Genomic DNA, 13,487 nt, shown 5'->3' with positions numbered 1-13,487 from the left:
TTTTTGGGGATACTGACCGGATCAGCAGGGCACCCGCTCCAAACACGCGCTGCAGGTCAAATAAAAAGGCATACGCCCTCATTGCTTCCATCATGCCAGCGACCCCAAGCAGCGAAATCAACCGTTTGACGTTATAGGCGAGCACGTGCAGACTCATTTCGGTCTTCACGCGTTCCAGTCCTTTTGTCAGGAAGTGCGTTGCCCCCATCCAGGACTTGATGGTCCCGAATGGATGCTCGACCGAGCAACGCCGGATCCGCATGGCATCCGGGCTCCGTTCAAGCTGCTCCTGCATTTCGTCGAGCACGTCCTGGTGCTCCCAGCGCGTCACCCGACGCTGCTGGCTAGGCGTGCACCTGTCCTTGAGCGGGCAGGTCTTGCAATTCGAGCTCCAATAACGGTTGAGCGTCATGCCTTTTTCAACGCCGGCGAAACGCCAGATCAGTGCCTGACCCGCCGGGCAACGGTACTCGTTCTTCTCCCTGTCATAGACGAAGTCTGCCTTGTCGAATCTGCCGTCGGCCTTCGCGTTGGATGTCCTGGTAGCCGGCACCAGCACGGCAATGCCGGCTTGCTTGCACGCCAAAATTTCCTCGCCCTTGAAGTAGCCGCGATCTGCGATTGCGGTCAGCGACTCTGTCCCGATTGCGGTGCGAGCCTTCTTTGCCATTCCCGACAGCTGATCGCGGTCGTTGCCGATGTTGGTTACCTCGTGTTCGACGATCAAATGGTGCTTGGCGTCGACTGCGGTTTGCACGTTGTAGCCGACGATGCCTGAGCCCCGCGTCATCATGGAACGGGCATCTGGATCGGTCAGCGAGATCTGCGTTTCGCCAGTCGCCTCCAGCTTCGCTTCAATTTCTTTGAGCGCAGCCATCTGCAATTTCATCGCTGAGATCTTGTCGTTCAGTCGGGCGCTGCGCGCTTGCTTTACTGCCGGCTCCTGCCTGTCAGCCGTGTCCAGTTCCGCCAAATAGCGGCCGATATTGGCCTCGATTTCTTCCATCCGGCGCTTGAGCTTGGCTTGGGTAAAGTTGCGGTCGCTGCTGTTGACTGCCTTGAACTTGCTGCCGTCGATCGCCACAACCGCGTCCGAGAACAGGTCCAGTTGCTGGCACAGCACGACAAACTGCCGGCACACATTGCGGATCGCTTTGCCATTATCTTTACGGAAGTTCGCGATCGTCTTGAAGTCCGGCGCCAGGCGTTGCGTCAACCACATCAGCTCGACATTACGCTGCGCTTCGCGCTCGAGCCGACGGCTTGATTGGATGCGGTTGAGGTAGCCATAAATGTAAAGCTTGAGAAGAACGGCGGGATGGTAAGCCGGCCGGCCCGTCTTTGCTGGTTGCACCCGAGTGAAGCCCAGGAGGGCAAGGTCAAGTTCGTCAACGAATACATCGACCACCCGCACTGGATTATCTTCGGCCACGTAGTCGTCCAAGAGTTCGGGCAACAGCGTGCCTTGGCCACGATCCTCTCCTTCGATAAAGCGCTTCATTTGGCATCCGTCTTGATGAGATACTGGCTTAACGTTTGCCGTGTGGCGTCCGTTTACACGACGCTACGTTTTTACACAGCCTGGGCCGGTTGCGGACCTTCGGTAGCGTCCGCTTCCGACCCAGCCCGTGTAAAAACTCAAATCGATGGACTGGGAGCCCAACATTTACCGCCCAAGGCTGCTCTTGGAATGTAGAGAAACATTCCAGGCCGTGTAGTCCGATTTGGCTACTTTCATCAAGGCCAGTAAGGAAAACGCTGTAAGCACGGCCTGGAGCGGCAGAGAATGGGCGTACGCCCGGATCGCTGCCAGCATCCTTTCGATGCCGAGAATCGCCATCAAACGCCTGAAGTTATAGGCGAGCACGTGTAGGCTCATCTCTGCTTTCACACGCTCCAAGCCTTTTGTCAGAAAGTGCGTCGCTCCCATCCATGCCTTAATTGTCGCGTACGGGTGCTCGACAGTCGAACGTCGGATTCGCATGGCGTCTGGCGCCTGCTCAAGACGTGCCTGCATGTCGTCGAGCACGTCCTGATGTTCCCAGCGGGTCACCCGCCGCTGCGAGCTCGGCGTGCACTTATCCTTGAGTGGGCAGGCTTTGCAATTTGAGCTCCAATACCGGTGGTTCGTCATGCCTTTTTCGACGCTTGCGAAACGCCATATCAGGGACTCGCCTGCCGGGCAGCGATGCTCATTCTTGAGTGGGTCGTAAATGAAATCGGCCTTGTCGAACCGGCCATCGGCTTTGGCTCCCGAGGTCTTCGTGGGTGGCACCAAAGCGCAGATGCCGGCTTCATGACAAGCCAGGATTTCTTCGCCCTTGAAGTAGCCGCGGTCGGCAATTGCTGTCAGTGTCGTCGTGCCGATGGCAGCACGCGCCTTCTTGGCCATGCCAGACAATTGGTCGCGGTCGCTGCCGTTATTGGTTACCTCGTGTTCCACGATCAAATGATGCCTGGCGTCGACCGCAGTTTGCACGTTGTAGCCAACGATGCCTGAGCCGCGCGTCATCATCGAGCGCGAGTCCGGATCAGTGAGCGAGATCTGCGTTTCGCCAGTCTCCATCAGCTTCGCTTCAATTTCCTTGAGCGTTGCCATTTGCGATTTCATCGCCGCGATCTTGTCGTTCAGACGAGCGCTTTTCGACTTCGCAGTGGCTGGTTCCTGACGGTCAGCTGTATCAAGTTCTGCCAGGTAGCGACCGATATTCGCTTCGATCTCCGCCATCCTGCGCTTGAGTTTGGCATCGGTAAAATTGCGGTCGCTGCTGTTGACGGCCTTGAACTTGCTGCCGTCGATCGCGACGACCGCGTCCGAGAAAAGATCCAGTTGCTGGCACAAGACGACGAACTGCCGGCAGACCTTACCGATTGCCTTGCCGTTATCTTTTCGAAAATTCGCTATCGTTTTGAAGTCGGGTGACAGGCGCCCGGTCAACCACATCAGCTCGACGTTGCGCCGGGCTTCGCGCTCAAGTCTTCGGCTCGATTGAATACGATTGAGGTAGCCGTAAATGTAGAGCTTGAGCAGCACGGCGGGATGGTAGGCCGGTCGCCCCGTCTTTGCCGGGTGCACGCGCCCGAATCCGAGGCTGGAAAGATCAAGTTCTTCGACAAACACATCGACGACGCGAACCGGATTATCCTCAGTCACGTAGTCGTCCAGGTGCTCAGGCAGCAGCGTACCTTGTCCGCGTTCCTCGCCTTGAATAAAGCGCTTCATGTGGCACCCGTAGTGATGAGATACTGGCTCAACGTTTACCGAACCGGTTTCGTTTACATGGCCTTACGTTTTTACACAGCCTGGACCCAAAGCAGACCTTTATGCATGATGTCGAAACAACAAAGCTTCAGCTAGTTCTGCACCTCTACCGGAAGCATGAGCCGCCGACGGAGGTCTTCCCTCGTACTAAAAGCGTATCGAAAAAATGAACTGACCTCATTGCGCGGACTCTAAACGCAGTTGAGATGGAAGCAAAAATAACGCCTTGCCCGTCGCCTGAAGAGTATTAATCCACATTCGACATAGATCAAAGCTATTCGAATCGTTGCATCGCCTTGCGCAAGGTTGTTGAACGACTTCCCAAGGCGAGGCATTGATCCGCAATGGGTGGACAGCCGGTCCTACCAGAGTTAGTAGCTCCATCGACACGCTAGCATCGGGCTGACCCGACGGTCGGTTTGTTGTACGTATTCGAGCTCTGTATGTAACGCCGGCGTACAGCATTCGTACCAGCACACTCACAGGTATTTCTAGTTTAAGCCGGCGCCGACATCCGCTGGACTTTCGAAAGCCGCCGTGTACGCACCCCGTATCCCCTTTAGTGCCACAGATCGTCGTTGAACTCGCGTTGAACGCTGCCATACACAGCGCTGTGATGTCTGGCCTGCTCACCACCGTAACGTCGGAACTGTTGGCCGCTGCGGACCTGCATGCCCGACTGTTGGCGCGTCCAGCGCGACCTCGCGGCGCGCACGTTTTCTATGCTGCGCCATCCGGAGCGCTACCGTAGTCGTGCCACCGCGACGTTCGAAAACGTAATTCGTGCACGTGAAATCACGGCAGGCTGCTGCTCTAGCGGGCAGACGAAAAAATAAATGCGCTGAAATGGAATAAAGCAGCTGCAGATCCGTTCACCCAAGTAGGAACAGCTCGTTCTATCACATCCACCCAGGGAGCCCACCATGAAAACTGCACCTCTTGCCCTTCTACTTGCCATCACTGCTGGTGTCACACATCCGGCCTTCGCAGGACCGGCCCTCGACGCCGCCCAGGCACATATTGCGGCAGTCGGCGCCAGCGAGCGTGCCGCCATCGTGCGCGACTACGCCGACGACGCGCGCTTGACCTGGGTAGGCGGCCCGCTGGACGGCACCTATACCGGCCCGGCAGCCATCGGCGCGGTCTGGGACAAGTTCGGCGCTGCCGCCGGGCCGGCCCGCGTGACCGTCATGGGCATCGACGAAACGGCCAACCCGAAGGGCGCCACAGTGGTTGCCACCGTACGCTTCGACGGGAAAATCCAGGTCAAGGTACGCTACGTGCTGACCTACCGCGACGGCAAGCTTGTGAACGAAACCTGGCAGGTCGATCCCAAACCTGCCGCCAACTGATCCACGAAACGATGCGAACCTTGCCACCTGACGCCTGTGAGCAGCTCCTTGCCTGTATCCCGAGGCTGCGGCGCTATGCCCGCGCTTTAGCCGAGGATCGCGCCGACGCCGACGACCTGGTGCAGGACACGGTGGAACGTGGCTGGGCCCAGCTCGCTGCGTGGCAGCCGGGCAGCGACATGCGGGCATGGCTGTTCTCGATAATGCATAACGTACGTATCGACCAAGGGCGGCGGCGTAAAGTGCCAACCGAGCTACTGGACGACGACACACCCCAGCCCGCTGCCCCGGAACGTGCCTCTGCCGGCCTCGAGCTGCGCGACCTGGACGCCGCGTTGCGCCTGCTGCCGGAGGAGCATAGGGAGATTCTGCTGCTGGTTGGACTCGAAGAAATGCGCTATGAGGACGTGGCGCTGACCCTGGGCCTCCCGGTCGGGACCGTTATGTCGCGGCTGTCGCGCGCCCGCGAGAAACTGCGTGTCTTGATGGAAGGCCGTGCCCCCGTCGTTGCCCTGAAAGTCGTCAAATGAGTATCCTCCCCATTACTGAAGCCGACCTGCACGCCTATGTCGATGGCCGCCTCCCTTCTGCACGCATGGCCGAAGTCGAAGCCTATCTTGCAGCGCACCCGGATGAAGCAGATCGGCTGCAAGTCTACGCGGCCCAGAACGCAGCCCTGCACGCCCTGTTCGATCCAGTGCTCGAGGAAATCGTGCCGTCGCGCGTTAGTGCGCCAGTACGCCCTGGGTGGCAGTGGCGGTGGCAAAACCTGGCCGCGGGGCTGGCTATCGCCGTCCTCGGCGGCGGCGCGGGCTGGGGACTGCGCGGCGCCACCGACTACGACCCGCGGCTCGCGTCCGATTACACCCGTCCCGCCTTCAGCCAGCCAGCCAGGGGATTGGCGCATCAGGCCGCTGTTGCCCATGTGGTGTACAGCCCCGACGTGCGTCGCCCGGTTGAAATTGGCGCAGAACAGGAAGATCAGTTGGTCGCATGGCTATCGAAACGGCTTGGCAGCAAGATTCATCCACCGCGTCTCGGCAAGCTGGGCTACGAGCTCATCGGCGGACGCCTGCTGCCTGGTACCAGCGGCCCGGTGGCCCAGTTTATGTACCATGACCGCACTGGCCAGCGCCTCACGCTGTATGTTTCTAACGAACAGGCGCACAACCGCGATACTGGCTTCCGTTTTGCTGCAGAAGGTCCCGTCAACGTCTTCTACTGGATCGACGGCAAATTTGGCTATGCGCTCTCTGCCGGCATCGACAAAGGAGAACTAGCGCGGGTGGCAAGCGCCGTCTACGAACAACTGGAGACACCCGTATGAAATTCTCGCAACTGTTGACCGCAGTACTCTGGAGCACTGCGGCGGCAGCTCAGGGCCAATCAGCGCAACTTCACAATCATGGTGGGAGCGCACCACCTTACTTCGTCGCCAGTAGCGACAGGCCCTATGCGGCGCTGGCGGGCGACGCCATGGCGATTATGGACCAGGGCATGCGGCGCGCGAATACCAATGGGGTTCCAGAGCACGACTTCGTCACGATGATGATTCCGCACCACCAAGGCGCCATTGACATGGCCAAAGCCATCCTGGTGCATACCAAAGATCCAGGACTTCGTAACCTGGCCCAAGGAATTATTGTCGAACAGCAAAACGAAATCAAGATCATGCAGGCCTGGCTACAACGCTACCAGGCCTCCCGTAGCAAGCCGCAAAAGACCTCCACCGAAAAGGACTCACATGTACACCAATGAAATCCGCCGAGCGAGCACAAGCGCCTCAATTGCTATTGCGCTCGCTTCTCTCGTCGCGCTGGCAACGCCCGCCTACGCGCTTCCCGGCCCCCAGGATCGTGTCTACACCGCGGACCAGAACAGCAATACTGTCTCGGTCATAGACCCGTCCACGAATACCCTGCTGGGCCAGATCCGCTTGGGCAACCAGCGCCCCGACGTGCTCTCGCCACTGTATAAGGGCGAGATCAACGTGCACGGGCTGGGCTTCTCGCCTGACCACAAGACACTGCTCGTCGTGTCCAATGGCTCCAATTCAGTCACCTTCATCGACACCGCGACCAACAAGGTCAAGGGCGTGACCTACATCGGCCGCTCGCCGCACGAGGGCTTCTTCACGGCCGACGGGCGTGAGGTCTGGGTCGTGGTGCGCGGCGAAGACTACATCTCGGTGATCGACCCAGCCACGTTCAAGGAAAAGCGCCGTATCCAAACAACTGGCGGACCCGGGATGGTGCTGTTCCATCCGAACGGTAAGCTCGCGTTCGTAGTGTCGAGCTTCAACCCGACCGTCGACGTCATCGACGTCAAGTCGCACAAGGTCGTCAAGCGCATTCCGGTGACGAGCCCGTTCTCACCCTTCCTGCAGTTCACTCCGGACAACAAAGAAGTCTGGATGACCCATAAGGACGTCGGCAAGGTCACCCGCATTGACACCGCTACGCTTGCTGTCAAAGGCGTGATCGACACCGGCTTCATCACCAATCACTTGGCCTTCGTCAAGACCGCCAGCGGCACGCATGCCTACATAACGGTGGGCGGCGAAAACGCCGTTAAGGTCTTCACTACCGGCAACGCGCCGACACTGGTGGCGAGCATCCCCACTGGCGCGCTGCCTCACGGAATCTGGAGCTCGGATGATAGTAGCCGTCTCTACGTCGGCCTCGAGAATGGCGACGCGGTTGACGTCATCGACAGCGCCAGCAACAAGGTCATCGCGCGCGTGCCGGTTGGACAAGCGCCACAGGCACTGGTCTATGTTTCGAAGGCAGCACCCGACGGGGGGGGCAAGGCCAACCTCAGTCCGCGCGCGAATAGCGAGCCACTCAACATCGCACTTAAAGCGGGCAGCGGCGATGCAACGGGATCGGTCGTGGCACGCAACTTGGGTGTTACCGATGCGCTAGAGGTAACGCTGCACAAGCTCAAGCCGGAAACTGTGTACAAGGTGTACGCCAGCGGCCAGGCGACGCCGGTAGCCAGTTTTATGACAAATCCGAAAGGCATGGCCAATGGCACGGCCATCGGCCCAATGCGCGAAGTCGTCGGAAGCCTTTCCGCCAAGCAGGGCACGGCCAGCCGCATTCTAGTCATGGAAGGCGATGTGCCCGCAGATCCGGGCAAAGCGGTGCTGATGAGCATGCAATAAGCCGGCAAGCCGCGGCAAGGATAGTGAAATTAAAGAACGGGAATCAGCATGCTGCGCTTCTCTCCTGCCAGCATGCCGTGCTTTCCTGCGCCACATACGGCGCAGGAAAGCAAAGCAATGGTGACCGCTTGCTAAAGGGAATTTTAGCTAGGGAGCGTCGACGATAGTCGTAGTGAGTTAGCGCAGGTACATTAGCGAGATGAGTGTGCCAGCAAAAACGAAGTATTGAACGATCAACTGGGAAGAGTAAAACGCAGCGTTAGGGCGCCTGACTCTTTGCTCATCTGGTTGGACAAGGAGATGTGCAGGTAGGGCCGTGCTAGCGGTTAGCAAGGCCGATGTCCAAAGCACAGCGACGCTGCAATTCATCCCTGCCCAGGTATTAGGGGTCTGTTCATCTGCTTCTGCGTGAGGCGAAATGGATGTCGCGGAGCCCGCTCAAGCTGGACGGTCTAGATTAGCAGGGGCCCTACTTCGGCACCGTCAATCGACGCCAAAAGCAATTGGCGGTAACGATCCTCATCTACGTTTTGTGAGCCCGCTGACTCCTCCTGAAGCCCTATTGGCCGTCGCAGGTCAGTCGTAAGACTCAAAACCCGTTGGACGCCTGTGGCAAAGCTTAATCACAAAAATGTTTTATGTCAGAAATCAGGTGAAGAATCAAAGAATAAGTCTGCGTAAAACTAGGCAATTTCGAATCCGCCCAATGGTCACGGAACCCGCGTTACTTCCCTGCCGCGGTAACCGTAGCCACGTACTGTCCGAGCAACTTGATCTGCTCGTCGGTCAAATTCTTAAACGCAGGCATTTGGCCGATCCCGTTGCGAACCGCCTTTTCCACCCTTGTTGCGTCAGGCTTCAGTTCATCCAAACTGGGCCCGATGGCACCCTCCGCGCCAGCATTCTTTAGTGCATGGCACACCGCGCACGCTGGTACGGCCGTCTTGTTGAACAGCGTCCTGCCAGCCTCTAATTTGTCCTGCGCGAAAGCTGGCGAGCCGACAAGTGCTGCTGCAATTGCGGCGGACGTGGCCATACGTGTAATCGACGAATACATGGATATCCCTTAAACGACGGTAATGGTCAGCGCGTGATCGCGCCAGCTGTTATTGTTGTAGCCACCGGTGTTTTCCACACGGCCCTCTGGCTGGCGATTGCCCCGTGAATCAGTCACGACGCAGGCGATGGTGTAGGTACCGGGCTCAAGCTTCACCGGCAAAACGAACTGGCGCCATGCATAGCGGCCTAAATCCGGCCCTACCAGGCGTGCCGTCTTCCACGTCTTGTCACCGTCGACTGATACCTCGACTGACTTCACCGCATTCAGTCCACCAAACGCCACGCCCTTGATCTGTGCCCTTCCGGCCGATACCGCACCAGTTTCGGGCGCCGGCGAGTTGATCCATGATTTCGGTGACATCTCCCATACCGAAGGATGGCTCGGGTCGCCCTTCTGTCCCGGCGGTGAGATGCGGTAGCCGGTCTTCTGGATGGCAGCATCGGTTTGGGCTGCCGTAAACGCCAGCCTCTTGATGTACTTGATGTTGTTGACACCGGTGTAGCCGGGCACGATTAAACGCAGCGGCCCACCATGCGCGAGGGGAATCGGCTCGCCATTCATTTCCCAGGCCAACATGGCGTCAGCCATGGCCTTCGCGGGTACCGACCGCTCAACAATCACGCTTTTCGGGTCCAAACCCTCCGGCAATTTCTCTCCACCAGTACCAGTCATATACTGCATGCCGTCGATAATTCCGCCGAGCGCTTCCGTCAGGACGCGCACCGGCACACCGCTCCAAACCACGCAGCCCGCAGCGCCAACCTGCCAGGGAGTGCCGCTCGGCTTGTTCGGGAACAGGCCACGGCCATTGCCTGAGCATTGGAGTACCATCGCCATTGTCTCCAGGCCCATCGATTTCAAATCCTTCACACTCAATGTGCGGGGATTCTTTACGCCCTCGATCGCTACTTGCCAGCCGTCGCGGTCGGCGACAACCGATGCATCGGGCGCCGGCAGGTTATTGCGGATGTAGAGCTGGCTGGTCGGAGTTATGATACTTGTACCGAACGCGCTGCGCTTCGTCTCCAGCGTGCTGGCGGTATGCACGATCATCGATTCCGGGTTTTTCCAGTTGACATACGCTGGTAACGGTTTTGCTGCAATAGCAGTATCTGCCACCGCCTGTGCCATTGCAGATCTGGTGAATCCGGCTAACCCTGCTGCTGCCATGGCAGCAGTGCCACCTGCCAGCAGACGGCGACGGTTTGGGTCGGTAATGGGGGGCGGCCGGTCGGCATTTTCAAGTATGTGCGACATCGTTGTCTCCTTTGGATTTTTTAAATTATTGCTTCGGCGAACGCCCAACCTTTCCAATCCTACTCCTCATTACATGCGGTATCAATCATATTCACCACGTCGCTGTTTTTCGGGCTGATGTACATGCGAATGCTGCCACCGGAAGCTCAGATGCCGTGCGGTAGTGCGGCAACTGGGACAATGGCAACTTTTTTGATACGGCGTCAAGCGTATAGACCTGGACCGCATTCTCGCCAACGATTGCGATATAGGCCAGCGTGCTCGACACTGTCTTGGCGAAGCCGATGATGGGTGGCATTCCCCTACCGGTACGGACACCTCCGTTAGGCGCATTTTAGATTTTCAAACTGTACCGGGCTGATGTAGCCGATAGTGGAATGACGCCGGCGTGGATTGTAGAACCTTTCTATATAGTCGAACACATCAGCACGTAAATCATCCCTGGTCCGATAGTGTTTTTTGCTCAGGCGTTCAGTTTTGAGCGTGGAAAAGAAACTCTCCATCGCGGCGTTATCCCAGCAGTTGCCGCGACGGCTCATGCTGCAGACGATGCCATGGGATTCGAGCAGGCGCTCGAAATCCTCGCTCGTGTATTGCGAGCCCTGGTCCGAGTGATGCAATACGGCCCGCGGCCGGCCACGACGGAAGATGGCCATCAGCAGGGCATCCATTACCAGTTGGGCCGTCATCGTCGGTTGCATCGACCAGCCCACCACGCGTCGCGAGTACAGGTCCAGGACGACAGCGACAAACAGCCAGCCTTCGCCGGTCCACACTTAAGTGAAGTCGGCTGCCCATTTCTGGTTCGGGCCAGTCGCTTCAAACTGCCGGTCCAGCGGATTCGGCGCGATGGCATGGACTGGTGATTCAAGCTGGCTTGGTGCCCGACGCCGCTTGTGACGGGCCTTGATGCCGGCCGCTTTCATCAGTCGCGCCACTCGGTTCTCGCTGCAGAAAAAACCAGCGTCGATAAGGTCTCGCACTACGCGCGGCGAACCATATGTGCCATCGCTGGCTTCGTAGCTATGCTTGATTGCCTTGAGGAGCTGGACATTCTCGCTCTCATGGACACTTACGGGTCGGCTGAGCCAGTCGTAAAAACCGCTGATTGATACGCCGAGCAGACGGCACATCGTTCGGGTCGGCCAGATGGTTCGATATTTGGCGATGAAGCCGTACTTCACTTGAGGTCGGCTGCGAAGTAGCCGAGCGCCTTCCTAAGAAACTCACACGTTGGCTGTTGACTCCTGCTTTTGCAGAGCAAAGCCGAACTGCGCGGCACGACGATGCAGCTGCTTGATGACTCGGTCGCGGTACTGCTGTTCGTAGTGGTCCGCGCCGGGGTCTCGGTAATCCATTCCATATCGCATCGCGTTATAGAACAGGACTGCAATCTTGCGGGCGGTGGCTGTTACCGCTTTGGCCGTACCAATACGTCCCGCGAGGCGTCGGTAGAATGCGCCGAGTGCGGTGTTGCTTCGCCCAACCGTGACAGCTGCCAGCCGAATCGCGACGGTGAGTCGGCTGCTGGTCTTGCGCGTATGCGCCGAGAGCACCTTGCCACCGCTGATTTTACAGCCGGGTGATAGTGTCAGCCATGAGGTGAAGTGTTTCGCACTGCGCCATCGGCTAAAGTCCGTGCCGCATTCGCCAATGAAGCGTAGTGCCAGAAATGGGCCGACACCGTGAATTTGGGTTAGATCGGTACCGGTCAGCTTGTACAACGCGCTCCGCGCGTCAAACTTCGGATCGCTCGGCAATTTGCTGCGATGCTTGGCTTTGGGCAGCGGCGCATCCGGCATAGTTTTCCCGATGTTCAGACCAGCCACCGTACGTTCGATTTCCACGTCGCATTCGTCGATACACTGCTGATAGAAATCGTAGAGGGCAAGTGCCTGCTTCAGCGCGAATACGTGCTCGGGTTGGTAATTTCCTACCAGGGCGCTGCGGATGGTCTCAAGGCTTTCTTTGCAGCGCACATCGCGCATTGCCGCCAATGTATCGGGATTGCGCTCGCCAGCGACGATGGCACGGATGATCTTCATGCCCGTGGCGCCGGTGATCGTGGCGATAACGTGATGGAGCTGGATGTTCATGAAGGTCAGCGCCTTCTGCATGTGTTGGATATGCGCAGCGGCGTAGTCAGTGTGCTTCTCGCGTGCGCGAAGATAGGCACGCAACTCGGCGATATCACGGCCAGGACGGAAGCTCGCACGAAGCAAACCGCAGGCATGCAGACGCTGCAGCCACTGGGCATCGTTGACGTCGCTCTTTCGACCAGGGACGGCACGTGCTTCGCGGGCGTTGGCCAGAATGACCTCCAGCCCGTGCGACTCGAGTACCTCGAAGGCAGCAACCCAATAGACGCCGGTCGATTCCATCACGACCGTTTTTGTTCCAGTCGCGACCAGCCAACTGGCCATCCGCTCCAAATCACTGGTAAAAGCCTGAAAAGTCTGGACTGGCTCGTCGCACAGATCCGGGCTGACGGCGGCGACGTGAAATCGTGAGCCGATATCGATACCGGCTGCAAAGGGATGAATGATCGGCAGCCCACTGGGCTTGGATCGTGAACGCTCGTTTGGCATGGTCCACCTCCTGGATAGTCAAGCGCAGGACGGGGACTCGGAATTGATCAACTTCCTAAACGGGGTCGCCAGGCGGCGCCGCCACATATGAGTCCGCAGCTTCCCCTGGACCAGGTTTTTTGACGGGGTCTGTGCCTCCAAAAAGCGTTCGGTCACGGTCCTGCTTGCATCCAGTGTACTCGCCTGGAGTTTCTATTCATGAGGGCCACGGCGGACCGTGTGGGGCGGTTTTTTAATATGTCGCGCTCTGTCTTCACCTTTGCCAGCTCGCGCCGCATGCGCTCATACTCTTGGCTGGAGACCTTCTCGCGCCCGACAGCGACCTCTGAATCGACGTCGGCATCTCTGCACCACCGGCCCAGCAAATTGGCGCCGATGCCAAGGTCGCGGGCTATCGCCGCCTTGCTTGCACCAGGCTGGCCTACCAGCTTGACCGCCTCGCGCTTGAACTCTTCTGAAAACAACCGTCTTTCACGTGCCATGTAATACCTCCGATAGGGACATCATACCTATCGAACGTGTCCGAGCTCGTGGGGGAGTGCCAAGCTGACGTGTTGCAGATGTTAGGCAACGTCCGCTTTCGACCCAGGCTGTGTGAAAACTTAGAAGTAGGCCTTGGCCGGAGAACTATACCCGGCGATGCACGTGGTGCGGTGCTTTAAGGTACTTAGAAAGCAGTACGGCGTTTTTGGGGATACTGACCGGATCAGCAGGGCACCCGCTCCAAACACGCGCTGCAGGTCAAATAAAAAGGCATACGCCCTCATTGCTTCCATCATGCCAGCGACCCCAAGCAGCGAAA

General features: G+C 58.3%; 11 protein-coding genes and 3 pseudogenes. 5 read left to right on the top strand and 9 right to left on the bottom strand.

Going from position 1 to position 13,487, the window contains the following annotated elements:
- Positions 1-73 precede the first annotated feature (73 nt).
- A pseudogene (locus AC56LN_RS23235) lies at positions 74-1,501 on the bottom strand (IS1182 family transposase); the annotation flags it as partial.
- 294 nt (positions 1,502-1,795) lie between these two features.
- Positions 1,796-3,223 (bottom strand): annotated as a pseudogene (locus AC56LN_RS23230) (IS1182 family transposase); the annotation flags it as partial.
- Between the two features lie 962 nt (positions 3,224-4,185).
- Here AC56LN_RS23230 and AC56LN_RS23225 point away from each other — a divergent pair.
- Genes AC56LN_RS23225 through AC56LN_RS23205 form a run of 5 tightly spaced genes read left to right on the top strand, consistent with a single transcriptional unit; the run spans position 4,186 to position 7,780 of the window.
- A complete protein-coding gene (locus AC56LN_RS23225) occupies positions 4,186-4,614 on the top strand; it encodes a nuclear transport factor 2 family protein (RefSeq protein WP_499574925.1) in 429 nt (142 codons plus the stop codon).
- A gap of 20 nt (positions 4,615-4,634) precedes the next feature.
- Positions 4,635-5,144: an RNA polymerase sigma factor gene (locus tag AC56LN_RS23220; protein WP_499574924.1), complete on the top strand. Its 510-nt coding sequence runs from the start codon at positions 4,635-4,637 to the stop codon at positions 5,142-5,144.
- A complete protein-coding gene (locus AC56LN_RS23215) occupies positions 5,141-5,941 on the top strand; it encodes an anti-sigma factor family protein (RefSeq protein ID WP_259213783.1) in 801 nt (266 codons plus the stop codon). The genes AC56LN_RS23220 and AC56LN_RS23215 overlap by 4 nt, the downstream gene beginning before the upstream one ends.
- Positions 5,938-6,372: a DUF305 domain-containing protein gene (locus AC56LN_RS23210; protein WP_499574923.1), complete on the top strand. Its 435-nt coding sequence runs from the start codon at positions 5,938-5,940 to the stop codon at positions 6,370-6,372. Before AC56LN_RS23215 ends, AC56LN_RS23210 begins: the two co-directional genes overlap by 4 nt.
- Positions 6,359-7,780, top strand: a complete 1,422-nt coding sequence (locus AC56LN_RS23205; protein WP_499574922.1) for a YncE family protein — start codon at positions 6,359-6,361, stop codon at positions 7,778-7,780. The genes AC56LN_RS23210 and AC56LN_RS23205 overlap by 14 nt, the downstream gene beginning before the upstream one ends.
- Before the next feature lie 724 nt (positions 7,781-8,504).
- Here AC56LN_RS23205 and sorU read toward each other — a convergent pair.
- From sorU to AC56LN_RS23170, 7 genes and pseudogenes are all read right to left on the bottom strand, one after another.
- Entirely contained in the window at positions 8,505-8,837 is a 333-nt protein-coding gene (gene sorU, locus AC56LN_RS23200) for a SorU family sulfite dehydrogenase c-type cytochrome subunit (RefSeq protein ID WP_259213790.1), read from the bottom strand.
- A gap of 9 nt (positions 8,838-8,846) precedes the next feature.
- Positions 8,847-10,097 (bottom strand): SorT family sulfite dehydrogenase catalytic subunit, encoded by a 1,251-nt coding sequence (gene sorT, locus AC56LN_RS23195; RefSeq protein WP_499574921.1) that lies wholly within the window; start codon positions 10,095-10,097, stop codon positions 8,847-8,849.
- 91 nt (positions 10,098-10,188) lie between these two features.
- Positions 10,189-10,395, bottom strand: a complete 207-nt coding sequence (locus tag AC56LN_RS23190) for a hypothetical protein (RefSeq protein WP_499574920.1) — start codon at positions 10,393-10,395, stop codon at positions 10,189-10,191.
- Between the two features lie 25 nt (positions 10,396-10,420).
- Positions 10,421-11,305: pseudogene (locus tag AC56LN_RS23185) on the bottom strand (IS3 family transposase); the annotation flags it as partial.
- An 18-nt stretch (positions 11,306-11,323) separates the two neighbouring features.
- A complete protein-coding gene (locus AC56LN_RS23180; protein WP_499574919.1) occupies positions 11,324-12,685 on the bottom strand; it encodes an IS110 family RNA-guided transposase in 1,362 nt (453 codons plus the stop codon).
- A 152-nt stretch (positions 12,686-12,837) separates the two neighbouring features.
- Entirely contained in the window at positions 12,838-13,167 is a 330-nt protein-coding gene (locus AC56LN_RS23175; RefSeq protein WP_499574918.1) for a transposase, read from the bottom strand.
- A 120-nt stretch (positions 13,168-13,287) separates the two neighbouring features.
- Positions 13,288-13,487: hypothetical protein (locus tag AC56LN_RS23170; protein WP_499574916.1), on the bottom strand; the 200-nt coding region annotated here is incomplete at its 5' end.

It is taken from the genome of Telluria sp. ZT3P26 (genome assembly GCF_059686035.1).
This window is presented reverse-complemented; position numbering and strand designations above follow the sequence as displayed.

What these genes read in the sequence shown, in the direction of transcription:
- sorT (WP_499574921.1), bottom strand. Translation starts at nt 10,097, where the DNA reads ATGTCGCACATACTTGAAAATGCCGACCGGCCGCCCCCCATTACCGAC.
- AC56LN_RS23215 (WP_259213783.1), top strand. Translation starts at nt 5,141, where the DNA reads ATGAGTATCCTCCCCATTACTGAAGCCGACCTGCACGCCTATGTCGAT.
- AC56LN_RS23225 (WP_499574925.1), top strand. Translation starts at nt 4,186, where the DNA reads ATGAAAACTGCACCTCTTGCCCTTCTACTTGCCATCACTGCTGGTGTC.
- AC56LN_RS23190 (WP_499574920.1), bottom strand. Translation starts at nt 10,395, where the DNA reads ATGCCACCCATCATCGGCTTCGCCAAGACAGTGTCGAGCACGCTGGCC.
- AC56LN_RS23180 (WP_499574919.1), bottom strand. Translation starts at nt 12,685, where the DNA reads ATGCCAAACGAGCGTTCACGATCCAAGCCCAGTGGGCTGCCGATCATT.
- sorU (WP_259213790.1), bottom strand. Translation starts at nt 8,837, where the DNA reads ATGTATTCGTCGATTACACGTATGGCCACGTCCGCCGCAATTGCAGCA.
- AC56LN_RS23210 (WP_499574923.1), top strand. Translation starts at nt 5,938, where the DNA reads ATGAAATTCTCGCAACTGTTGACCGCAGTACTCTGGAGCACTGCGGCG.
- AC56LN_RS23205 (WP_499574922.1), top strand. Translation starts at nt 6,359, where the DNA reads ATGTACACCAATGAAATCCGCCGAGCGAGCACAAGCGCCTCAATTGCT.
- AC56LN_RS23175 (WP_499574918.1), bottom strand. Translation starts at nt 13,167, where the DNA reads ATGGCACGTGAAAGACGGTTGTTTTCAGAAGAGTTCAAGCGCGAGGCG.